Here is a 23497-nt window from a genome sequence, read left to right as displayed (position 1 = left end):
TTGATGCTCACCAACTACTTTGTGCAGTCGAGCTAGATTGCCTCGGTTTCTGTTTAGTAAGTAAAATGAACCTAAAACTTTTGGCTTTCAGCAAAATTTTATTTGCAATAGTCTTTGTAATTTCCCTTGGTTTTACAGGATATTTAGTAGCTAATAACATTAGTCAGAGAGTAATTGAAAAATCTCTTGCTAAACAAGTGATTTCTACCTCCACCGTAGGAAAAAGTTCTCAACTACAGAAACTTTTAAATGAGATAGTTGTAGAACAGAAAATCCCTGGTGCGGTAATGTATATTACTACACCTAAAGGTTCTTGGCTGGGAGCATCTGGTGTCAATAACTTGTCAACTAAAACCAGGATGAAACCCACAGATGGCTTTTCTATTGCCAGTATGAGTAAAACTTTTATGGCCGTGGTTGTGCTGAAATTAGTGGAGCAAGGGAAGATAGAATTAGATCGGGCGATCGCAACCTACTTACCAAGAGACATCAGTCCTCATATTGTCAACAGCGAAAAAATTACAGTTCGTCAACTGCTCAACCATACCAGTGGTGTTGCTGAATACCTAGATACAAAAGAATTTATTCAAGCTACAGCGAAAAGAAGCCGTTCACAGCCTTGGACAGCTAGAGAAGCGATTCGGTATATGTATCAAGAAGAACCAAAGGCAAATCCTGGAGAAAAATTTATTTATACTGATTGCAACTACATTCTTTTGGAACTGATTGTTGAAAATATCACTAGGGGAACTCTCGCCCAAGCAATCCGCAGCCAGATTTTAAAACCATTAGGATTAAAACATACCTTCACGGAATTGCGCGAACCGACAATTGGAGAAGTCGCTACAGGTTATAGCGATCGCAATAAAGATGGTAAGCTAGATAGCTACGCCGAAGTCAATGATGGCAATGGTTTGGGAGATGGTGGATTAGTTTCAACAGCAGAGGATTTAGCCAAGTTCGCCAAAGCGTTATTTGTCAAAAAAACCTTACTTTCCTCAAAGATGATGAAAGAAATGCTGAAATTTAAAGATAATGGCGCAAGCTACAGCTATGGTTTGGGTGTAGAAAGGTTTTCATCTCCTTTAGCAAAAGCAATTGGGCATAGTGGTATAGCTTATGGCTTCGCAACATTGCTGGCATATTTACCCAGTGAGAATACCACTATAGTAGTGTTGCTAAACAATCAGAATGTCGATCTTAAATCAGTAGCTAGGACAGGTCTGGAAGTTGTTGAGAATAAATGATAGTAATTATAAGCGTACTATAATCAGGAATCTTTTTAAGCGATCGCTTAAAGTCACAGACGTTACTTAGCTTTCATATACATCAAAGCAGGCATTTTTGTAACTAGCAACTTAAGTTATTTATATCTGTCTTATGTAGTGATCCTATCCCTACCCTAAGTAGGGTTATCCATTTTCATTTGGTCGTTAAGTTATATGAAGGTACTGAAAGCACATTTTCTTAGTTACTTGGTAACTAAGGAAACCAAAACAGCCTTAACTTAGTTGGACTTTTTTATGACTTACACAATTGATGAAGCAACAAAACCGGCTTTAGAAAGTTTTCAACGCTTTGATGTAGATACTCAGCTAGCCCTACTTTGGTTCGGTTATTTGGATCTTAAAGAGCAGCTACAACCAGCACCTCCTCAAAGCGTTGAAGCTCTTGCCAAAGCAGTGTTTGACAAATTCCTGGACTTGTCTAAAGAAGAGCAACTGCAAGCACAACGCGACATTATTAATGGTGCAGCTAACGATATCAGCCAAACCTATAATAGTCTAAGTCCCAATGCCAAATTAGACGTTTGGTTTCTGCTGGCACAAGGAATGGAGGATGGAAGCATAATTCCAGTGCCCTCGGACTATCAACTTCCTGGTGAAACGGATGAATTTATCGCATTGATCAAAAATCTAGAGTTTGAGCAACGCATTAATTTCATGTTGAGTGTAGTGGAAGCGATAGGTTAGGAAGTCTAAGAACTCTCAATGAGTATCTAAAATTGGGGATAACTGAAAGTAGCAAATTAAGTTAGACCTGGCTGTTTTTGCTCTACTTTAATAGTGGTTAACTCAGAACTACCGCAGAGATGCTGATCTTTGCGGTAGTCTTGATGCAAATTTTATCAAGTCCACTTGATTACTTATTAAACTCGAAGAACCCCACCCCCGCCAAAGCTATGCTTTGTCTCCCCTCCCCGCTTGCGGGGAGGGGCTGGGGGTGGAGTGTATTGACTGTGGTTAGCATAACTAATTATGCGGGGATGATATGATTCAGATTTTTTCCAAGCGCACGATCGCATTATAATCGGGTACACCTTCTAGCGATCGCTTACTTTTATCTAGTAGCACATTCCCTTCTGGCCAATGTACTTGCAAGTTTCCTGACTGAATTGGGGCAATGTAGACTTGACATAACAACTCGCCTAAATCATTCTTAAGAATGACGCGATCGCTATCTTTTAAACCCAACTTTGTTGCATCAGCAGCATTCATTAGCACCGCCTCTCGCATCGCCCCAGTAATTGCATCCTTGCGTTCCTGCACCATACTATTAAATTGTTTGCCTCGGCGGGTTGCTAATAAAAAATAGCCTTCTGGTAATTCTCTCTGTCGTGGCAATAATACGCCAAAGTGTGCTTTACCATCGGCTGTAGGGAAATTCCAACCAAAGCACAAATGTGAGCCACCATATTGAAACTGATCGCCAGCCTGCTGTAAGTGTTGAATACCTGCATATTGGGGGACGACTTGAGCAATTTCTTGACGAATAGCAGCTGTGTCAGCAAAAGCCAGCTTATCTGCCAAATCTGGTTTTACCCGCCTTGCTAATTCTAAAAACACTTCCCACTCTGGACGCGCTTCTCCAATGCGCGGCCCCGGAATCTCTGGACTGAAAATTACCCGGCGTTCGGTGTTCGTTTCTGTGACTCCTCCTGGTATTTCGTAGCGAGTCGTCGCAGGTAAAAGCACCACAGTATCGGCAGGTTCCACCAACATTTGGCTGGAGAGAACAATGTCTATATGTACCCGTAGCGGTATTTTCTTCAGCGCCGCTTCCACATAATCCGGTTCTGGCAGCACTTCTAAAAAATTACCACCCACAGAAACCAACACATCTATTTCCCCCTGATGTGCGGCATTAATCATTTCTGGAGCAATTAAACCTTTACTTGCCGGCACTTCAAAGCCCCAATGTTGACTCAATTGGGCAGCATTTTCTGGGGTAATAGGTTTACCACCAGGAAATACTGTCGCGTAACATCCCATCTCTGCACCACCCTGCACCCCAGAGTGACCGCGAATTGGCATTAAACCACAACCTTCCCGACCGACAAAACCTTTGGTAAGAGCTAAGTTAATGATACTTCGCACATTATCTTCACCGCATTCATGTTGAGTAATGCCCATACTCCAAACAAATACGGCTTTATTCGCTTCTTTGACCATTTTGGCAAAAGCGTACATTGACTCGCGGGATGTCCCAGAAAGCCGCTCTAATTCTTCCCAAGATTGGCTTTCTAACGATGCTTTGAGTTCAGCAAAGCCACCTGTGTATAAATCTATAAATGACTGGTCTACCCAATTGTTAGCAATTATATGTTTAATAGTGCCATTTAAAAATGCTATATCCCCGCCCATGTTGATTAAGAAGAAGTCTTCGGCAAACTTTGTACCGAAAACGGCACTTTCTACAATTGAGGGAACCCAGTAGCGCTCCATTCCCGGCTCACGGTAAGTATTAATAACTACAATCTTTGTGCCAGCTTTTTTAGCATAATGGAGATACTTGACGGTAACAGGCTGATTGTTAGCAACATTGGAGCCAATAAAGATTAATAAATCAGTACCAATCCAGTCTTTATAAGAACAGGTTGTAGCCCCTGCACCGAGAGCAGCTTTCAGTCCTGCTGTACTGGGAGAATGGCAAATGCGGGCAGCGTTATCAATATTATTGCTTCCCATTGCCCGCACAGCTTTTTGGGTAGCATAATAAGTTTCGTTGACAGTACCGCGACTGGTAACATAGAAACTGAGACGGTCTGGTGTAGTAGTGCGGATGCGATCGCTAATTACCCCTAAAGCTTCATCCCAGCTCACACGACGAAAGCCTTTTTCCCCTCGTTGACGAATCATCGGGTAAGGGAGTCTTCCCAAGTCCCGTAATTGGGCACTTTTTTGCTTTTGTAACTGCGAGACATCTGCCAATAGCACAGGGTCAAAAGCTGGCATCGTATTCATCCGCAACAACCGCAACCGGACATTGCAGAGATGAATCCCATCTAAAGTCCAATCCTTCATCCCGGTTGTTCCGAGAGCGCAACCATCGCAGACACCTTTATCGAGAATATTCCACGCATAAGTTAGTTTGTCACGAGACAGCCAAATTGCCCGAAATACCTCCCAAAAGTTGTTAGGGTACTGTTCGCCAATGCCGAAAGGCTTCCAACTTGCCCAGTGCTGGGGTGTCCAGTGTTTTTTGGGTTTGGGTAACATGATGCAGTGTGTGTGAGTTCCTGGATTCTCTTAGGCTATCGTTTTGATTACGAAATGAGTAGCAGACAGTTAAAAATCGTTCGGCGTTGCTGAATATGCCAAAAGGAGAAATAAAAAGCTGCTTTTGCTTGCTGAATATACCGAAATGAGGCATAAAAAGCTGCTTTTGCTTGCTGAATATACCAAAATGAGAAATAAAAAGCTGCTTTTGAAGAAGAAAAAGCTGCTTTTGCTTACTGAATATACTGAAATGAGAAATAAAAAGCAGCTTTTGAGACAGTAAAAGCAGCTTTTGAGAAAGCAATTGCAGATTTTGCTGATTGAATTTAGTCAAAAGATGAAGTTTAGGTAAGTTATTGAAAGCATTCCTTATAATTTCGATGCTTAAGTCAGGTTTTATCCTTGAACACAAGTTACGAATAAATACTTTTAACTTTTTTTAGTCCGGGAGTAGTAAGCATAAAATTATACTTTAATATGAAAAAAGAAAGGCGATCGCCCCAACAGATAATATTTTATAAATCTTTAAAGCAGTAGTTGAAATAAAAATCCCTGCCACAGACAGTTGACAGGGATAGCAGTTTTGAGATATTGGTTGTCTCTTAGCTAACAAAATCTTTGTGGGCAGCGACAAGCATCTGAGCTTGTCTTAAAACGTTTCCGAATAAATAAAAAGGAATCTGCCAAGCTGCAACGGTAACTTCTTTGACTATATCTTGTACACTAATTGCAATTAATTCATGCTCTGGCGGCTCTCCCTCAACTGTACCAGACCAAGTAAAAGCTAATAAGAAATCATCGTCTCCAGGCAAGGATGCAATCAAACATTCTTCTGGTGTTGGTTCGCAAATAATTCCATAATCATTTGCAAGTTCTACTAATCTTTGAAATTTGTTTCCGTTTGTCATTTGTTCTTAGGATGTAATTGAATCTCAGTTTTAGAAGAAATCATATTTTTAACTCCAGAACTCAAGTGAGTTGCTTCATAGCAGAAATTACGAATTATTAATTATTCGTTGAAAATTATGAGTTATTGGAGTTGGATCGGGCTTAAGTCCAAAATCTTACCGCGATCGCCTGGTTGTATCAGCAAGAATTGTTACTGTTTTAGAAAAAGCTAGACTACCTACTTTTTCGGTTTACCCTATTTACATACACCTCCCTTTGTTACCATTTCAAGATTGATGCCTTAATCTCACCCTAGCTGACGCAGTGCATTGAGAATTGCGTCAGCTTTTGGGGGAACTGCTGTAAACCGAAGCAGAAAAAGATGCTCGTCAACATGAGACTGTTCGATCACCTTGGCGTAGATATCTTCTTCTGTAGCCATTTCTGCTTCAATCAATAACTTGAGTTTGAGATTACTTAAGAGTTCTAAATAATGTGGCGATCGCAGCTGCGCTCCTTTTTCTGAGAGGCTAATCAATTCCCCCATAAATACTGTTCCTACTGTATGTTTCCCCTGCAAAATGGAGTATTCTACAGGCACTTTTTGAGTGAGAACGATCGTTTCTTCATCATATTTAGGCAAGAATAAATTATATTTACCGCCAATGCCACGAATTTCACAAATTGTCACAGGGTGTTTTATACCCTTGGGTTCTATTTGTAATTGCCCAGCAATTTGTAGGTCAATATTGGCATCCTTACAGGTATTTTCAGAAATTAAAATTTGTCCTCCCACTGTATAAGATTCAATTCGAGCAGCCAAATTAACATGACTGCCAATGACTGTATATTGAGCGCGTTTTTGAGAACCAACATTTCCCGCCACAGCCTCGCCTGTATTAATCCCAATTCCCATTTCCAAGATTGGGAAATTCATTTGCTGATTTTGTTCATTCACTTGCTGCATTGCCAGTTGCATGGCAATAGCACAAGCGATCGCTCGTTGGGAATCATCTTTGCGACTAATTGGCGCACCAAAAATCACAAAAATACCATCACCCATAAACTCATTAATCGTGCCTTTATACTGGTTAATTACATCTGTCATTGTTCCCAAATAAAGATTCAAAATCTTTACTACTTCTTCCGGGGGCAATTGTTCGGAAATAGCCGAAAATCCTCTTAAATCAGACACGAGAACCGTAACTTTTCGGCGTTCTCCCCCTAGCTTTAACCCAGAAGGAGTTTCGAGGATATTGGCGACGATTTCATCAGTTAGATAGCGACCGAGGGTTTTCCGCATCTCGGTAGCACTTTGAGCAATATACTGAGTAAGTGCGATCGCAGAACCGATAAATGCCAGCAGTGAAGGTACAACAGGAATCCACCAACCAGCCAAAAACGCCAGAAAACTACCACCAATTAAACCGCCACCCGCCAACAAAACACTAACAGCCATGAGGTTTTTCTGGTTGCTACTGTGCCGTTGCAGCCAACACAAGCTAGCACCAATAATTGACCAAATCAAAATCAATAGCCATTCTAGCGGCTCAGGTAAACACTTAATCGGTGGACGACCTTCCATTGCCGAACTTAAAATTTGACTAATCAAATTAGCATGAATTGTTACACCCGCCATTCGTTCTGGGTCAGTCAAGACATTACTGCTGTAAGGCGTATAGAATAAATCTTTCAAACTCTCGGCGGTAGCACCAATTAATACCACCTTATCTCGCATTAAATCTCGTGGGATGCGGTTCTCTTGCACTTCGGTAAGAGAGACTTTAGTAAATTGCTGTATCCGTCCTCGGTAATTCAACAGCACTTGATAACTTCCAGCATCGGCTCGGACGTAACCTCCATCATTAGCTTCAAAAATCGGGAAAACACCCCGATTTAACTGCAAGTAATTAGAGTTAATTGCCGATGGCTTGGCAGTAATACCTTCAGGTTTCAAGTACAACAATGCCAGTTTTAACCCAAAGCTTTCCAGAATCTCATCATTATTTAAATTTACGTACAATAATGCTCGCCGAATTTTGCCATCTCCATCTATGGGTAAATCATTCGACCCAATTTGATTAAGTTTCTTCAGTTCTGGAGATGAATCAACCGCCGAACTATCAATCGTATCAGAGACTTTTTGGACTCCAATCAAATTAGGAGTAGACTTAAAAACCTTAAGTAAATCTTGATAACCGGGATTCACGGGTAAATCACGATAAATATCTAAACCAATCGCTCTAGGTTTTTGCTGTTTGATTTTCTCTAACAAACTAGCAAGTTTTCCATCAGGCATAGGCCACTGTCCCTGCTTGCGGACATCTGCCTCATTAATCTCAACTATGACAATGCGGGTATCAGCCGGCTCTTGTGGACGGAGGAGAAAAAATTGATCTAGTGCTGCCAATTCCAACAATTGCAGTAATCCAGTCAAGCGTATTGCAATCACCAGAGCTGTAATATTGGGAACAGCAAGTAAAACACCCCGCCATTGCCAGATGTGCGGTTTCAGCTTTGCCCACATAATATTTAGTGCTGAGTGCTGTTAGCGGATAGCTAGGGTTTAGCCCGTGCTGAGTTAGGAGTTTGGAGTTTGGAGTTTTCCCAATGCCCAATACCCTTTTTTAATTTTGTGGTTAATTCTTAGATGTGCAACAATCAATCAATGGTTCCGAAGCGATCGCATTCAAACCTACAGACTTGAAAAATTGTCTCCAATCGAGCCTTGCTTTGAAATTATTTGGCTCAGTCCGGCGTAGCTGCACCAAACTAGTCAGCGCTTCATGCCAAATCCCAGCTTCTGCATAGATGGTGGGCAACTTGTATAAATTTGCCTTTGCTAACGCTTGCGACAAGGTTGCTTCTGGCTGAGTGCGTTCCACCCAACCATCTACAGTCGGATTTTGACTAGAGTCTTGAGTATCACAAACAATTGTTAGATACCAGTGATAAGTTTTACCTACAGCAAGTGCAGGGGCATTGTCAGGAAGTTTAAAGCTAATAATTCCCGGTTTATTTGGAAGTGTAAAAGAGGTTTCATAAAATACGTTCTGATCTTCAGTCAAGAGCAGAAACTTGGCTGTTTTGAGTTGAGATGGAGGTATATACCAGAAAAATGTTGGATGTTGAGCAAATGTCAGCCCTAATTTATCTGGGGGTATTAAGGGAACGATCAGTTTTTTGCCTGTTAGACAAGAGCTACCACGGGTAGAACCACCAGCACTTGCGGGAGGTTTTCCCCGCTGTGGTGGCTTAAATGTTTGACTAATTTGCCAAGTTTTATTGGCATGGTACGACTGAGCTTGTACCTGTGCTGTTAAACCAGAAAGCAAATACAAAGGTAAGGAAAAGGGTACAAAATATAGAGATGGTTTAATCCCTTTCATATTGATAATGCCTGAGTTCTAGATTAGTCAGGTGAATAAATCAAGTATTCCCAAAAGCAGAGTCAGATTTTTCACTCAACTACAGAACTATTTATTGGGCATTGGTGAAGAGGCAGAGGGGCAAAGAGGCAGGGGGGAAAAACTTACTGCAACTTATCCTCGGTAACAGAGCGTAGCCGTACCCCTCCGGGGAAGCAAGCTACGCGCAGCCTCTCGTAGAGAAGTGCTGCTCCCCTGCTCCCCACTCAAATATATGGTGAAACATCTTCACCGCATTTATCTGCTAAATAGGAGAGAGCGCGGAAACGTAAGCCTACCAGTTGCTCATATAACGGGTTAATTTTACACATCGGTGGTATATGCACAATCTTGCGTCCAAATAGGGTGACATCACGCTCAAAGGGGCACTGGGCGGGAATCATTTTACACAAAAAGCGGGCTACTCTTGGGTCTTGGATATCTAGCCCATCGAGCCAGTCTTGCAGAGGGTGTAGGGCATTAATTTGACGCTTTGTCAGCCCAGTGCTGGCGATAGTGGGGATAATTTGCTGTGGGTATTCCAGAGTTTGACGAAGGGCTTCCAGTAACTTCTCTGGCTGTTCCAAAGCTTGACAGAACTGTTGCAGAACCTCATCTTCGCTGGGAGAATAAGTACCATCTGCGATCGCTACCATTATCGCTGTCCTTAAGAAATTTTCTGCGGCTGGTGTACCTTTACCCAACGCTGCGGCTAATTCCTCTGCGGTAATTACCTCTAGTGAATCGAATTTAATTTTAGGAGCTAATTCATTTTCGGTGATGCTGGCAATTAATTCCTGTTCTTGGTCATCAAAATTACCATCAGCCCAAGCAATAGTAAGCAGTCCACGCAACCAAGCGGCAATCTGTTCGTTGCTGTAGGGGGATTGAACGGTACTTGTCATAAACTCACGTCTCAAGCTTTCCTCAGTCACTACTACGCTACCCTAAGCAGTGACTATGAAGATAGTAGAAGCAACACAGAAAAATAAATCAGAGAAGTTTTCAAATCGCAACAGTCGGTCTTAAGGTAAAATCCATTTGTACCGTTATTGAGAATCTTTCTACTTAAAGTGAATTCGATTGGACTATCTCAAATATTTATAAGGTTCAAGACTGTAATTTGCGCTACAGAATGATGGAGTTTTCTAAGTATGCGAACCTGCCAGCTAAATATCGCCGACGCTTTTCTCTAATGAATCGTTTACTGATGTTACTTGCTTCTCTATGGAATTGCGATCGCTTGGCATTAGTTAAATTAGGTTAACTCTAAAAAATTAAGGTATATATAATGTTTTTCTTTGGCATTGAACATGAAGTCGCTTTCTTGAACAATGAGGGAAAGTTTGCTGATTTTTCTCATACCAAATTTTCTGATTTCAATCAAATTATTGCAAGGCTACCTACATACCCCAGTGACTATCCTCAACTCCGCGTCGGCGATGCGGGTATTAAGATGAAGAGATGGTACATTGAGGGATTTGAAAGATTTGTAGATTCTGATGAAGTGATAGATTGTCATGTTAAAGGTATTGAAATTAGAACAACTATCCATTCTAATATTCAAGGCGCTATTACTGAATTATCAGAAAGTTTTGACTTGTTACGTAAGGTTGCCGCTGACTTTGGCTTATCACCAGTTTTGGTTAGTTTCAATCCCTACAATCCAGCTTTTGAGCCTCAACCCCCATTAAACAATTATGAAATCAAACAGCTAGAAGCTTATCCTGACGAACAAACTGCGAATATTCACATGGTATCTTATGGACCAGATTTAAATATTTCAGTGGCAGATTTGTCAACTGAAGATGTAATTGATATTGGCAGAAAGTTAACTTATTACAGTCCCTATATCGTTCCTTTTAGTTATAGCTCTCCCTTTTATAATGGAGATTTATGGGATGGACTATCGGTACGAACATTTATCAGAACTGGAAAAAGACCAGCAACTCTGGTTTTTGTTCAAAAAGAAGAACAACTGATTAATAGCATACCTGCCTTAACAAAAATTGCCCGCATTCCGGCGGAAGTGGGACGCATCGAATTTAAGGCTTGTGATAGCTGTGATGATTTTTTTATCTACGCAGCTTTGCTGACATTATTGAAAGGTTTGGTATTAGATAAAACCTTGCCCAGTAGAGCAACTGTACCCGATGCAGCCTTACACCAACTTTCCGCAAAAGAAGCATTTGACAACGAAGATATTTTTGAGAATGCCACAAAAGTCTTACAAGCAGCCGAAGTTGCTTTGGGAGACGATTCAGATGTTCATTATTTGACACCATTAAAAGTGCTACTGGCAAAGCGAAAAACAAGATCCCATGAATTAATAGAAATGTTCCATCGGGTAAGTTCAATAGAAGAGGTAATAAGGCAGACTTATCAAGTTTAAAGAAAAGATTTATTTTTCTCCTTTTATGAAAGGAGATTAAGGAGAATCTTTATATAAATTGATCCTTTACAAATTTACTCTCAGGTGCATAGCCATTAAAATCCTTTGAATTGGATAAAGTCGAGCTAACTGAACATAAATAGTAGAGCCATTACTCTGCCAAAACTAGATTAAGTCGATATACCTAGAGGCTGATTTTATTGCAACTAAAGATACAGCAAACTTCATTCTACAGATTGATGCAGACCTTAGCTTTTTCAAAGTAAAAGTGTAAACAGGGAACCTGAAACGAAGAACTTCAATTATGAAATCTAATGATTTTGCTAAAAAATTAAGGTGGTATTTGCTTATTATCCCTTACTAATCCAATGCAGAAAGGCAAAATAAATTTCTTCGTCAGGTTCGTTTTTCAATAACTTCTAAGTTGAAGCGGAGCTCGCCAGTTTGATTATTGCTTAAAATTGTTAAGTAAAGGTATATGCTTCGCTCTTTTAGTGTAAAATTCTGCGTTGTTAAAGCTGTTATCGAGGATTTCAAATGAAGACAATTGCTTCTGTTTTATCTATTTTCCGTCCAGTACGTTTTCTTGTAGTGGCTTTTACTTGCGCCCTAGTATTATTCTCTAATGCTTTTCCTGCTTTTGCAATTGATAGTTACCAAAGTAACCCCACCGAAGGTACTACACAACTGCTTGACATTCAGGCCAAAACTGATGAAGCCGCTAAAGAACCACCACTAGGATTGAAAAAGACTCAAAAGGAAACTAGCGAAGGGCTTAATGAGGTTCAAGGATCTGCTGATATTGACAAGCAAAAGAGTCCTGAAAATTCTCAGGGTGCAAAATCTGTGGAAGAAAAAGCAAATAATTTGTTAGACAAAATTACAGGTAAGTAACAGAGTTAATACCTTAGTAATTTTTCATTAATAATGGGTGATTGCGTAAAAGCAATCACCCATTATTATTTATATTTATTATAGTAATATCTCTATTTTTTTAGCTGATAAAAAGTAAGGATACATAGCTAATTGATATTGATATAGCGGTTCTCAGTTGAGTGAGGTACAAGAACCCCACCCTGCTCCCCTCTCGAAGAGCGGGGACTACGATCTACCTCATGTGATTAGTAAACGCTATAAATTATCTATCGACCGAATAGTACTACCTATTAAGGCATAGGTATAATTATGTAATATAATAATTAATCTAAACTCATAATGTTTCCTTTGGTTGATGTGGATTGTATGGAAAATTTGGCAAATTAATAGATAAGTTTGCTTAGGGATGGAAAATAATGCGTGCGATAAACATTGGTTTGACCGAAGAACAGCGTCAAGGTGTAATTAATCTGTTGAATCAAGATTTGGCAGATGCCTATTTACTGTTGGTGAAAACCAAAAAGTACCACTGGGATGTCGTTGGCCCTCAGTTCCGCTCTTTGCACCAGCTTTGGGAAGAACACTACCAAAAGCTGACTTTAAATATTGATGCTTTGGCAGAGCGGGTTCGTGCTTTGGGTGGTTATCCAGTTGGCACATTGGAGGGATTTCTCAAGCTTGCTACCCTCAAGGAACACGCTGGTAATGTTCCCACTGCAACAGGAATGGTAGCTAATTTAGTGGACGATCACGAGCAGGTTATTCGTAATTTGAGAGACCATGTGGATCAGTCTGGTGAAAAGTTCCACGATCAGGGAACTGCTGACTTTTTAACTGGACTACTCGAACAGCATGAACAGATAGCTTGGATGCTCCGTTCATTTATTGAAGGCGAGGCACTAGACTCAGATGGTAGAAAGCCAGCAGAAGGGGCTAAGACTCCTGTAGGTGTATAGCTGATAACGTCTGAGTTGAAGATGACTATCTCTGAAACTAGTTACAAGCAGGAATCAACCCTGCTTTTAACTAGTGTGAAAGGATTAATCTGCTTGCATCTAACTCTTCACGATGCCAATTTTGGATTTTGGAATTGAAAATTGGTTAGTGCGCCAACACAACTAGACGCTAGTCGCCTCAAGTTGGGAGACGCATCCATGCGACTAGATCCTTTATGTCGGGGAACCTGTCAACCGTGTGGTTCCCCTTTATAAGTGCAGTCAATCTAAAATCCAAAATTGATTGGTCATCTTTATTGCAAAAACAACATAGGGGATGCCAGAAGATAAAGCGGCTGATCTACCAAACTCGCTTAAAAGCTGGCGAATTTTTCATGATCGCAGAAGTGCCGAGCGATCGCATCGGCGAGTTTCAATTACTGCTCGAAAGTGTGCTGGTGGCGAAGAAAACTACGTTTTGCCCTTTTTCCCAAAACCCGACAAGTATTGAGATATCAGGGATTTATAACAAATAAATTATCTAATATTGTGGGGTGGGCTTTGCGGCTTACCCCACAAAAAGTAAGTATATTGGCAATAATATTGAAATATTTGTACATATTTATACGTATTATGACAAGCGATCGCACTTAAATATAAATTGCCTACTCTGGGACTAGTTTGCATAATTTCGGATACATTACCGCAAATGCGCTGATACTTTAATTTCCCCTCTTCATAAATTCCGCAAAAACACCGTTACGCTATTTCTGCTTGTGATCAAAACTTAGAGCATCCAGTTTATTAGGGCGGATTTATGACCAACCCTGTAAAGACGGTTATCCAAGTCAATCTGGAGATGGCTCTAGAAGTAGCTCAAGAATTGGAGCAAGCTCCATACACTCAACTCGGTGCTTATTGTTTGGAAATTTTACGGGAAATCGGATGTGCTGGTACTGAACTCCCTGTTAACTTACAAACTCGCGATCAGCAGCTAAACTTCATTACAGGCTTTGCATCTTATGCTTTTGGGGAGGTACAAAGTGTATAAAGCATTAATCGATGATATATTTTCTGATTACGAAGATACAGAAGAAACTACTTTTCCTGCTACAGATGAAGATTTGTTAATCTTAACAGAAAAATTTTTAGGGTTTGAAATTCCCTCAAAGGTTTTCTTACAAGCTATAGCCATTGCTGATTATGACGGTGCAGCTGCTTTTCGCTATGTTGATAATTATTTGATTACTCTCAAGAATAAGAATAAGCGTAAGCAGAAGAAATTACTTGTGTTAGGTTGTTCGACTAGATTTGACAATAATTGACGTGCTTATTTCCCAGCTAACTAAAAACCAATACGATTTAGATAAGATCATTTGCACAACCGAATAGAGACGTTGCAATGCAACGTCTCTACACATATTTGTCACACAGAGACAAGAAAGAAGAATTAGAAATTATCTAGAGTTAGTGGTGAGAGATTTTTGAATACAAGCATTTTTAATGTGTGCTAATTACGAACTACGAACTTGCACTGAGCGTAGCCGTTGGCGCAGCCTCTCATAGAGAAGTATTACGAATTACAAATTAGTATTACTCTCTCCCAAGACAAACTTGTTCATAGCTTTTACCAGCAATATCCCAAGTGAATTCTTTTTCTACCAGTTCTCTGCCATTGTGAGACAATTCTGAACGCAGATGTGGACGATCGAATAGTTGACTAATAGCGGTGACGTACTCTGCTGGTTTATTGGCTCGTAATGCCCGTAATGGATGACTAGCAGCATCTACAGCTAATCCCTCTAAGCCGCGATCGCTGGCTACTACAGGTATACCAGCTGCCATTGCTTCTAAAGTTTTATTTTTAATACCAAACCCAGTCCGCATCGGTACAACGCAGATGGTGGCTTGATGTAAATATTCTGCCATCGAAGGTACACGCCCCAGCACATTAATTCCTGGTTTTTTATCAAGTGCTAAAACTTCTGCCACTGGGTGAGAACCGACAATATCGAAAGTTGTATCGGGATATAATTTTTGGATTTCTGGCAAGACTTTGTTGCTGAAAAAGCAGACAGAATCAATATTTGCTAAATTATCCATTGCACCAATAAAAATTAGGCGATGTCCTCCGGGATCGGTGGTACGGTTAGGGAAAGAAACTAAATCTACGCCATTGGGAATAACTGTAATTTCACTATTGGGGTTAAATTGTTGTAGTTGAATTTTATCTTCTTCTGTTGTTGCCACAATTGCCGAAAATTTAGCGCAGTAGTTTTGCTCGTAACGCCGCAAAAGTGGCAGATTAATTTTGTCTCTGAGTGAATTTTCGGAAATGCCTGTTGCTAATTGGTTCTGACAGCTAGCGTAAACAGAACTATGAACATTAACGATAGTTTTTAGTTGTTTCTGAAAATGTGGCTGCACATAAATTTCATTGACGCTATGTTCGCAGGTAATGACATCACATTTTCCCGCTTCCACCCAGCTATTAACCCATGTTTGCATCTCAACTGAGTAGCGGTTAAGTACACTTGGCGGTGTTCCCTGCTGCAAAAATCTCCCAAATCGCTGTATTTTCTTGAATATTCCGGTGGTTCGAGAATCTGGCGGGCGTTCAAAAATAACTAGATTATCTACACAATCGCGTAATCCTGCTACTTCTGCGTCTGTAACATCGCTCTCGCGTTGAGTCGCGAGGGTGACATTATGGCGTTGACTCAAGTACTTAAGTAAATTAAATGTTCTAACTTGGGTTCCTCCGCGCGTTGGTGGGTAGGGAAAGGTGGAAGATAGCATTAAAATGTTCATACAAGCGATCGCTCAAATGTGATACATACACCATGACTTGATTGGAGGCTGTATGTCATCATTTGATTAGACTCGTTTTCAAAAGTTTTTGGTTTAGGCAAAATAGAACGGTGCAGCCACAGTCAATTCTAAAGGGTGCGATGCCTCCGGCGGGCGGTTACGCCATCGCATCGGAATTTTAATCATAAACTCTGTTCCCTGACCAGGTGCTGAAAGACACTTTATTTCACCACCATGTTTGGAGACAATAATTTCCTGGCTAATCGACAAGCCTAAGCCCGTACCTCTACCTACGGGTTTTGTTGTAAAGAAGGGGTCAAATAGGCGATCGCGTACTTCCTCTGTTATACCGGGGCCAGTATCCCTAATCCTAATAGTCACAAACTTATTGTCAGTTACTTCAGTACAAATCCAAATTGTACTGCGGCAAAAGTAAATTTCTTGGGGCGATCGCTCTTTATCGTACTCCTCTAAAGCATCAATTGCGTTCGCCAGTATATTCATAAACACTTGGTTGAGTTGTCCTGCATAACACTCTACAAGCGGTAGGTCGCCATAGTCTTTAACGAGTTGAATACCTAGTTGGTTAGAACTGGCTTTAAACCGATTGTGCAAAATTAGCAGCGTGCTATCTAGCCCAGCGTGAATATCCACCGGCTTCATTTGGGTTTCATCCACGTGTGAAAAAATCCGTAACGACTGAATAATCTCGCGGATGCGGTCAGCCCCAACCTTCATCGAACTCAGCAATTTAGGTAGGTCGTCACTCAGAAATTCTAAATCTATCGCCTCAGCTAGTTGTTGAATTTCAGGTAGCGGTGAGGGAGTGTACTTAGCATAGAGGTTCAAGAGGTCGAGCAAGCCTTGGGTATATTCATAGGCGTGAGTCAAATTCCCATAAATAAAGTTGACGGGATTATTAATTTCATGAGCGACACCCGCCACCAATTGTCCCAGACTGGACATTTTCTCACTATGAACCAGTTGACTTTGAGTTTCTTGAAGTTGGCGAAAGGCAAGTTCTAGCTGATTGGCTTGTTCTCGATAGCGTACTTCTGATTCTTGCAATGCTTGCTCTGTCAAAATGCGCTCTTGGATTTCCTGTTGCAGCAGCTGATTAGATTCTCCAAGTGCAGCCGTTCTTTCTTCCACCCGTTCTTCTAACTCAGATGTCAGTTTTAAGAGGGCGTTCTCTGCCTTAGCCCGCTCTTGAATCTCCTGCTCTAGATGCACATTTTGCTCTTGCAGTCTTTTAGTCAGATTTCGGATGCTTAAATGGATTTTGACACGGGCTAAAACTTCTTCATGCTGAAGCGGCTTAGTGATGTAATCCACCGCCCCAAGATTCAACCCTCTGACCTTATCCACCGTCTCAGAAAGCGCCGTCATAAAGATTACGGGGATGTCTTTAGTTGATTCTTGAGCTTTCAAGTGTTCACAAGTTTCAAACCCATCCATACCAGGCATGAGTACATCTAACAAAATTAGATCGGGGAGAGCATATTCGACCTGTTCAATTGCATCCTCGCCATCCTGCGCTACTAAAACTTGGAAGCCAGAATCAGCCAAGAAATCAAATAACACTCCTAAGTTTGTCGGGTTGTCATCAACGATTAAGATAATGCCATTTTCGATGTTTAAAATACTCATTAATTTACTCCTAAATTTTTTAAAATTTCACGAATTTTTTTCACTTGAAAACCTTTAGCTAATTGACGCAACTCTAAAGCAAAAGGTGCATATTTAACATCTATTTCTTCTAAGTGAGTAACTCGCTCAACAATACCTTTTAGATCGCCTTTCATTGCTAAATTCAACAGAGTTGCAATTTCGTCTGCCGAGGGAGCTACCAATGATTGCTGAGAATTTTCTTCTTTGTTACCTTTAGATACTTTTTCACCATCTTCATAAATCCATTCCAGTTCTAAGTGATACTGTAACTTTTCTAAAAGCTCTGTTATGCGGATGGGCTTAGGTAGAAAATCATTGCAACCCGCCTCTCTACTTTTGTTGAGATCGAAATCAAAAACGCTAGCAGAAGTGCCAATTATTATTACATTCTTTAGTTCAGGCGATCGCCTAATGCGACGTGTAGTTTCAAAACCATTCATTTGAGGCATCATCAAGTCCATTAAGATACAATCTGGATTTAATTCAAATGCCTTATTGAGACAATCTTGACCATCTACTGCTTCTATCATTTCAAACCCTAAAGGCGATAGCATCTTAACCAAAATTGTACGATTTTCTATTCTGTCATCTGCTACGATAACTTTCCGCTTCTCGCTTTTAAAACTTTGGATATTTCGTTGTTCTTTTTTGATAACATCAGCGTATTTAGAAACTTCAGATAAATCTAAATCAAAGAAGAAAACACTCCCTTTTCCTAAGTTACTCTTTACCTGAATTTCGCCACCCATCATCTGAACTAATTGGCGGGTAATTGCCAGTCCCAATCCCGTTCCTTCTGCTTTGCGCTCGCGATCTCCTACCTGCTGGAATGGCAAAAATATCTCTTCTAATTGCTCTGGTGCCATGCCAATTCCTGTATCTTCCACCTGAAACCGAATTTTACCTTCCTGATAGCCGACTTTGAAAGCCACGCCTCCAGTTTCAGTAAACTTAACGGCATTACCCAGTAAGTTAATCAAAGCTTGCCGCAACCGTTTTTCATCAGCTTTGACACCTGTAGGAAGTTGAGTAATCTGTTCAAAAATTAAGCAAATACCTTTTTGTTCCGCGCGGATACGGCAGATTTCGGCAATGCCTTCGAGAAATTCTGGAAAATGAAAATCCGTTAGGTGGAGTTCCATTTTTCTCGCTTCAATTTTAGAGAGGTCTAAAATGTCATTGATTAGGTTCAAGAGGTGATCGCCACACTGATGAATTATATTTACACCATCTTTTTGTGAGTTAGTTAAACTTTTTTCACGCTTGAGGATTTGGGCATAACCCAAAATGCCATTAAGTGGTGTTCTCAGTTCATGGCTCATATTAGCGAGGAAATCACTTTTAGCACGGTTGGCTGATTGGGCGATTTCTTCTGCTTTTTGCAGATGCACATTTTTTTCTTGTAACTCTAAAGTTCGCTCTTGTACTTTGGCTTCTAAGTTAGTGTTGGCTAATTTCAAGTCTTTATAAAGACGAGCATTTTCAATGGAAATTGCCGCTTGAGAAGATAACAGTTGTAATACTTCTAAGCGATCTGATGTAAATGCGCCAATGGTGAGATTATTTTCTAAATAAAGGACGCCACTAAGTTTTCCTTGATGGATAAGCGGTGTACATAAAACCGATTTGGGTTGATGGGTGGCGATGTATGTATCTGTGGTAAATGTTCCTTCACGAGTTGCATTACTGAGGACAACATTTTCTTTAGTTCGGGCTACATAGTTAATCAGTGAAATTGGTAGCTGCGGACTCGTTGATACTGGTATTCCTTGTAGCACAGTTATATCGTTTTTGTCTGCTGCTCCTGATGCTTCTATTAGCAAGTCTCCTGATTTTTCTAAAATTAGATAGCCTGTTTGAGCGCCAGCATTCTCTAGTACAATTGTCATTAATTTAGCGAGTAACTTGCCCAAAACTATTTCACCAGAAAGGGCTTGAGATGCTTTCATAACTGTGGCTAAATCCAGCGAGTCGGAAGCATTTTCATCCGTATAGCTGATCATCCGAGTCGCATCATTACTGACGGTTTCTCGCTTTGATATCCGAAATAGTTGGGGATATCTTTTTTCCAAGTCTTTGACTTTTGCCTTCGCTCCCCAGCAACCATATCCATAGTAGGCATCGTTGAGATAGGTATTAGCAACTTTCTCTCTCCCACAAGCAAAATAGAATTCTGCTGCTAGTTCTAAGGCTAGGGCTTCTTCTTGAATATATCCATGTTCTTTGGCTCCAGTTATTGCTCGATCGTAAAACGCGATCGCTTTGGCATCTTGTTGCAATACTCGTGCTTTTTCTGCTTCCACTAAATCGTACTTATGCTGATAGTTGGCAGGAGAATGCAACGCCCATTGCTTCATTTTTTTCTGCTGCGCTATCACTTGGCTAAAATATTGTTGGCGTAGCTTGCCGCCGTAGGCATCGCTTTTTGATGCACTGGGATACAAAGCCAGGAGAGTCAGAGAGGAGTAGAATTTATGTTCGGCTCTATACATCAACCCTCGTCCACCTTGTTCGTATTTTTCTGCCAGCAAGGCATCCTCAGCAGCGCGATCGTAATTTTTAAATAAATAACCCAGAATCAGTTTAGAAACATAGATAGGATAAATAGCCATATAATTATTGCTATTTATCAGAATTGGCAACATTTTATTTTCATCAAAACTTTCGCCAATTAATCGATATGGCTCTGCCGTTTTTTTAATTAAATTTAAACCTGTTTGTCGAACTATCTTAGCATAAATAATTTGAAATTCTTGTTTGGTTCTTTGCATCAAAGCAATATAATGCGCCTGTTTCTGGAGAGCTATTTCTAGATTTTCACCGATAAAAAACAAATGCGTACAATAAAAACAAGCCGAATAAGAAGCATATTCTAAATCTCCTGTTTCTAGCCCTCTTTGTACACCCTCAATTAACGGTTCTATAGTATTAATAGCTGGTTCTTTCCAATGCCTGATAAAATAATTAAATGTTTCATAGATTTTCGCCGTCATTTCCTTAGCATTGAATTGATTTAACAGCTTTAAGCCTAGCTGACCGAATTGATAACCAGAATCCATGTCTTCAAAAGCGCCACATAGCAACATTCCATAAAGTACATACGTATAAGCTGACAAAGGAGAGTTTCCATCTTTGAGACAGAGATTGGTCATTTTAAAAACGACCTGGGGATAAAGTTCGGGATCTGCAATATAAACTGGAGGAATCAGATTGCTCAAAACTCGCAGTGCGGCTAATTTATAAACATCAGTCATTTCTGGCAATTCTGTTAAATCCTCAATTCGTTTTCCTCCTAAATTCAATCTAGTCAGTCTTGTTGGGGGTTTTTCTGATAAAGGCAAACCTAGCATTTTCAGCACTTGCAATCCGGTATTTAACGCAGCTTGCATTTGGTTTTTAGCAATATAAAACTGCATTTTTGTCTCGTATACCTGGACTCGATCGAGTAGGGTTTTTGCCTGTGATAAAACTACATCAGAAAGTATTTCTGCTCGCTCAAAATTAGTGTTGAGAAATTCTACTGCTGCTGTTTCTACATAGAGATTGAGTGTCATGTCATACTGACACTGCCAACTATCTGCCGCAAGAAGTTCCAAACCTACATTTAAATATTTAACAGATGATTCATACGCTGTTGCTGCTTTTGCTTTCTGTCCAGCTATAAGATTGAGTTGAGCTAGTCTATCTTTTTGAGGCTGTTGGGTAATGAATTCAGCACCAACATTAAGTTGGTTGACAATTTCAAAAATGTTTTCTTCAATGTCCATTTCCGAGGTATGTTTGAGTAGCAATTCACCGATTTTTAGGTGAGTCTGTTTTTTCTGATCATCTGGAATGAGAGAATAAGATGCTTGCTGCACCCGGTCGTGTAAGAACTTATAGGTAATGGGTGATGGGTGATTAGTAATAGGCGATCGCCTGTTCTCAGTCTCCATTTGTTCTGAGTCGAAAACGAGCGGTGTTTTGTAGGAATTGTTGAGGGGTAAAACCAAACCTGATTGCAGAGCTTCCCACAAATCGGCTGCTGTTTCTGACTGAGATGTTTTATTAATCATCGCCAACATATCTAAAGTAAATTTGTCTCCAATACAGGCGGCAAACTTTAACACATTCTGTGTTTTCTCAGACAGCTTTTGAATTTGACTGACCATCAATTCAACGACATTATCAGTTATATTAACTCCCTGAATAAACTCAATATTCCATTGCCAAAAACCGCATTCAAAGTTAAAGAATAACAAGTTATCCTGACAAAGAGATTTGAGTAACTGAGTTAAGAAAAAGGGGTTGCCTTGGGTTTTTGTAAAAATTAATTCAGCTAACGGCTTTACCTTTAAAATCTCACTACGAAGAGTATCGGCTACTAACTGGTTGACGTGAGCGATATCCAAAAGCTGGAGGATAATGTTATTTACGATCGCACCAGTATTTTGAATCTCCTCCAAGGTCTGAATCAAGGGATGAGTGGCACTTACTTCGTTATCTCGATATGCACCAATTAGCAATAGATACTGGCTATCTGGGTCGGTCATAATTAACTGGATAAGCTTGAGGGAAGCTGAATCCGCCCACTGTAAATCATCCAGAAACAAAACTAGCGGGTGTTCGGGTTGACTAAATACATGAATGAATTGTTGAAATACTCGATTAAATCGGTTTTGTGATTCTGATGACCCTAATTGAGGAATTGCTAGCTGCGGGTCAATAATGCGTTCTAATTCGGGAATAACGTCTATAATCACTTGACCATTGGAACCTAGGGCATCTATTAGTTTTGATTTCCAAATGGCGATTTGTTCATCGGTTTCTGTTAGCAATTGCCGCATCAAATCTTGGAATGCTTGAATTAGGGAAGCAAAAGGAATATTCCGCTTGAACTGGTCAAATTTACCGGAGATAAAATAACCCCGCTGGCGCACAATCGGTTTGTGAACTTCGGAAACTAAGCACGATTTACCGATGCCTGAGTAACCAGAAACTAGCATCATTTCTGTACTACCAGAACTGACGCGATCGAATGCTTCTAACAAAGTAGCAACTTCTATTTCCCGTCCGTAGAGTTTTTGCGGAATGGAAAATTGGCTGTATGAATCGAGTTGACCGACAATAAAGTGGTAAATCTCGCCATCCGTCTGTAATTGAGTCAGACAGGTTTCTAAATCGGCTTTTAGTCCTAGAGAACTTTGATATCTATCTTCAGCAGTTTTAGCTAACAATTTCATGACAATATCAGAAACCGCTGAAGGAATTTTGGGATTGAACTCTTGAGGCGTTATTGGGGTTTTGGCTATATGGCAATGAACAAATTCCAGAGGGTCAGCGGCATTAAAAGGCAGCGAACCTGTCAGCATTTCATAAAAGGTAACGCCTAAAGAATAGAAGTCGGTACGGTAATCAATTGATCGATTCATTCGTCCGGTTTGCTCCGGTGACATATAGGCGAGAGTGCCTTCTAATAAATTGGGATTGCTAATGCTTTGATTTTCTTTTTCTAACCGCGATGCAATACTGAAGTCGATAATTTTAACTTGCCCGGTTTTTGGGTTAATAACGATATTGTCAGGTTTAATATCTTTATGAATAATCTTGGCTTGATGCAGTTGAGTGAGAGTGGATGCTAGCTGAATGGCTATTGTGATAAATTCGGTTAGTGATAATTGGCGATCGCTAATATACTTTTTCAGAGATTCTGCACCAAAGTCTGCCAAAATGAGGGCTAGACCGTTATGATGATTTTCTAAAGCTAGAGACTTGACAATTCCTTCTATATATACTAATGTCTGCGATATTTTATATTCATGTCTGAGTCGCGTCAGTTCTTCGAGGCTGGGATACTCGGCTTTCAGGGCTTTAACGATCGCAAGCGTTTGATCTGACTGCTTGGAAGCGCGATAAACAACGGTATTCACACCTTCATGCAGAGCTTCAATAAAGTTGTAACCGGGAAGGACAGGTATCATTTTTCTAAGGCTGGAGTAGTACGATGAACTGGGTATGAGGCTAATGAACGTTATCCAC

16 protein-coding genes and 1 pseudogene are annotated in these 23497 nt (G+C 40.4%); 9 read left to right on the top strand and 8 right to left on the bottom strand.

Features of this window, described 5'->3' with window-relative positions:
• Positions 1-65: 65 nt before the first annotated feature.
• Positions 66-1247 carry a serine hydrolase domain-containing protein gene (locus V7K44_RS08805; protein ID WP_334930596.1) on the top strand — a complete coding sequence of 394 codons (1182 nt, stop codon included), beginning with the start codon at positions 66-68 and terminating at the stop codon, positions 1245-1247.
• A 276-nt stretch (positions 1248-1523) separates the two neighbouring features.
• Positions 1524-1973, top strand: a complete 450-nt coding sequence (locus V7K44_RS08800) for an orange carotenoid protein N-terminal domain-containing protein (protein WP_334930595.1) — start codon at positions 1524-1526, stop codon at positions 1971-1973.
• 303 nt (positions 1974-2276) lie between these two features.
• Here the strand turns inward: V7K44_RS08800 and V7K44_RS08795 are convergent, their stop codons facing one another.
• From V7K44_RS08795 to V7K44_RS08775, 5 genes are all read right to left on the bottom strand, one after another.
• Complete coding sequence (locus tag V7K44_RS08795; RefSeq protein WP_334930593.1) at positions 2277-4499, bottom strand: FdhF/YdeP family oxidoreductase; 2223 nt, start codon at positions 4497-4499, stop codon at positions 2277-2279.
• 602 nt (positions 4500-5101) lie between these two features.
• Positions 5102-5407, bottom strand: coding sequence for a hypothetical protein (locus V7K44_RS08790; protein ID WP_094352832.1), 306 nt, complete (start codon positions 5405-5407; stop codon positions 5102-5104).
• Between the two features lie 287 nt (positions 5408-5694).
• Positions 5695-7914: a CHASE2 domain-containing protein gene (locus tag V7K44_RS08785; RefSeq protein ID WP_334930591.1), complete on the bottom strand. Its 2220-nt coding sequence runs from the start codon at positions 7912-7914 to the stop codon at positions 5695-5697.
• Between the two features lie 112 nt (positions 7915-8026).
• Positions 8027-8776, bottom strand: a complete 750-nt coding sequence (locus V7K44_RS08780; RefSeq protein ID WP_334930589.1) for a DUF928 domain-containing protein — start codon at positions 8774-8776, stop codon at positions 8027-8029.
• Between the two features lie 245 nt (positions 8777-9021).
• A complete protein-coding gene (locus V7K44_RS08775; protein ID WP_334930587.1) occupies positions 9022-9699 on the bottom strand; it encodes a Mo-dependent nitrogenase C-terminal domain-containing protein in 678 nt (225 codons plus the stop codon).
• A 230-nt stretch (positions 9700-9929) separates the two neighbouring features.
• On the opposite strand from V7K44_RS08775, the gene V7K44_RS08770 reads away from it, so the two are divergent.
• The 7 genes and pseudogenes from V7K44_RS08770 to V7K44_RS08740 all read left to right on the top strand — a co-directional run bounded on the left by V7K44_RS08770 (position 9930) and on the right by V7K44_RS08740 (position 14322).
• Complete coding sequence (locus V7K44_RS08770) at positions 9930-10061, top strand: hypothetical protein (RefSeq protein WP_334930585.1); 132 nt, start codon at positions 9930-9932, stop codon at positions 10059-10061.
• A 24-nt stretch (positions 10062-10085) separates the two neighbouring features.
• The gene (locus V7K44_RS08765; RefSeq protein ID WP_334930583.1) at positions 10086-11186 is read left to right on the top strand and encodes a glutamate-cysteine ligase family protein; all 1101 of its coding nucleotides are present in this window, start codon (positions 10086-10088) and stop codon (positions 11184-11186) included.
• A 537-nt stretch (positions 11187-11723) separates the two neighbouring features.
• Positions 11724-12080, top strand: coding sequence for a hypothetical protein (locus tag V7K44_RS08760; protein ID WP_334930581.1), 357 nt, complete (start codon positions 11724-11726; stop codon positions 12078-12080).
• A gap of 398 nt (positions 12081-12478) precedes the next feature.
• A complete protein-coding gene (locus V7K44_RS08755) occupies positions 12479-13018 on the top strand; it encodes a Dps family protein (RefSeq protein WP_334930579.1) in 540 nt (179 codons plus the stop codon).
• 313 nt (positions 13019-13331) lie between these two features.
• Positions 13332-13449, top strand: a pseudogene (locus V7K44_RS33150) (ChaB family protein); the annotation flags it as partial.
• 365 nt (positions 13450-13814) lie between these two features.
• Positions 13815-14048, top strand: a complete 234-nt coding sequence (locus V7K44_RS08745; RefSeq protein WP_094352841.1) for a hypothetical protein — start codon at positions 13815-13817, stop codon at positions 14046-14048.
• Positions 14041-14322, top strand: a complete 282-nt coding sequence (locus tag V7K44_RS08740; RefSeq protein WP_334930577.1) for a hypothetical protein — start codon at positions 14041-14043, stop codon at positions 14320-14322. The genes V7K44_RS08745 and V7K44_RS08740 overlap by 8 nt, the downstream gene beginning before the upstream one ends.
• 268 nt (positions 14323-14590) lie before the next feature.
• Here the strand turns inward: V7K44_RS08740 and V7K44_RS08735 are convergent, their stop codons facing one another.
• From V7K44_RS08735 to V7K44_RS08725, 3 genes are all read right to left on the bottom strand, one after another.
• Positions 14591-15808: a glycosyltransferase family 4 protein gene (locus V7K44_RS08735; protein ID WP_334930574.1), complete on the bottom strand. Its 1218-nt coding sequence runs from the start codon at positions 15806-15808 to the stop codon at positions 14591-14593.
• Between the two features lie 93 nt (positions 15809-15901).
• Positions 15902-17458 carry a hybrid sensor histidine kinase/response regulator gene (locus V7K44_RS08730; protein WP_334930572.1) on the bottom strand — a complete coding sequence of 519 codons (1557 nt, stop codon included), beginning with the start codon at positions 17456-17458 and terminating at the stop codon, positions 15902-15904.
• The gene (locus V7K44_RS08725; protein WP_334930570.1) at positions 17458-23439 is read right to left on the bottom strand and encodes a hybrid sensor histidine kinase/response regulator; all 5982 of its coding nucleotides are present in this window, start codon (positions 23437-23439) and stop codon (positions 17458-17460) included. The genes V7K44_RS08730 and V7K44_RS08725 overlap by 1 nt, the downstream gene beginning before the upstream one ends.
• Positions 23440-23497: the final 58 nt, after the last annotated feature.

The organism is Nostoc sp. (assembly GCF_036917235.1).
GTDB lineage: Bacteria > Cyanobacteriota > Cyanobacteriia > Cyanobacteriales > Nostocaceae > Nostoc.
Note: the sequence above shows the minus strand (reverse complement) of the source record. Positions and strands in the feature narration are given on the sequence as shown.

Bases quoted from the DNA above. Each gene is read 5' to 3' on its own strand.
- V7K44_RS08730 (WP_334930572.1), bottom strand. From the start codon at position 17,458: ATGAGTATTTTAAACATCGAAAATGGCATTATCTTAATCGTTGATGAC.
- V7K44_RS08800 (WP_334930595.1), top strand. From the start codon at position 1,524: ATGACTTACACAATTGATGAAGCAACAAAACCGGCTTTAGAAAGTTTT.
- V7K44_RS08745 (WP_094352841.1), top strand. From the start codon at position 13,815: ATGACCAACCCTGTAAAGACGGTTATCCAAGTCAATCTGGAGATGGCT.
- V7K44_RS08805 (WP_334930596.1), top strand. From the start codon at position 66: ATGAACCTAAAACTTTTGGCTTTCAGCAAAATTTTATTTGCAATAGTC.
- V7K44_RS08765 (WP_334930583.1), top strand. From the start codon at position 10,086: ATGTTTTTCTTTGGCATTGAACATGAAGTCGCTTTCTTGAACAATGAG.
- V7K44_RS08775 (WP_334930587.1), bottom strand. From the start codon at position 9,699: ATGACAAGTACCGTTCAATCCCCCTACAGCAACGAACAGATTGCCGCT.
- V7K44_RS08780 (WP_334930589.1), bottom strand. From the start codon at position 8,776: ATGAAAGGGATTAAACCATCTCTATATTTTGTACCCTTTTCCTTACCT.
- V7K44_RS08755 (WP_334930579.1), top strand. From the start codon at position 12,479: ATGCGTGCGATAAACATTGGTTTGACCGAAGAACAGCGTCAAGGTGTA.
- V7K44_RS08790 (WP_094352832.1), bottom strand. From the start codon at position 5,407: ATGACAAACGGAAACAAATTTCAAAGATTAGTAGAACTTGCAAATGAT.
- V7K44_RS08760 (WP_334930581.1), top strand. From the start codon at position 11,724: ATGAAGACAATTGCTTCTGTTTTATCTATTTTCCGTCCAGTACGTTTT.
- V7K44_RS08735 (WP_334930574.1), bottom strand. From the start codon at position 15,808: ATGAACATTTTAATGCTATCTTCCACCTTTCCCTACCCACCAACGCGC.
- V7K44_RS08725 (WP_334930570.1), bottom strand. From the start codon at position 23,439: ATGATACCTGTCCTTCCCGGTTACAACTTTATTGAAGCTCTGCATGAA.
- V7K44_RS08785 (WP_334930591.1), bottom strand. From the start codon at position 7,914: ATGTGGGCAAAGCTGAAACCGCACATCTGGCAATGGCGGGGTGTTTTA.
- V7K44_RS08795 (WP_334930593.1), bottom strand. From the start codon at position 4,499: ATGTTACCCAAACCCAAAAAACACTGGACACCCCAGCACTGGGCAAGT.
- V7K44_RS08770 (WP_334930585.1), top strand. From the start codon at position 9,930: ATGATGGAGTTTTCTAAGTATGCGAACCTGCCAGCTAAATATCGCCGA.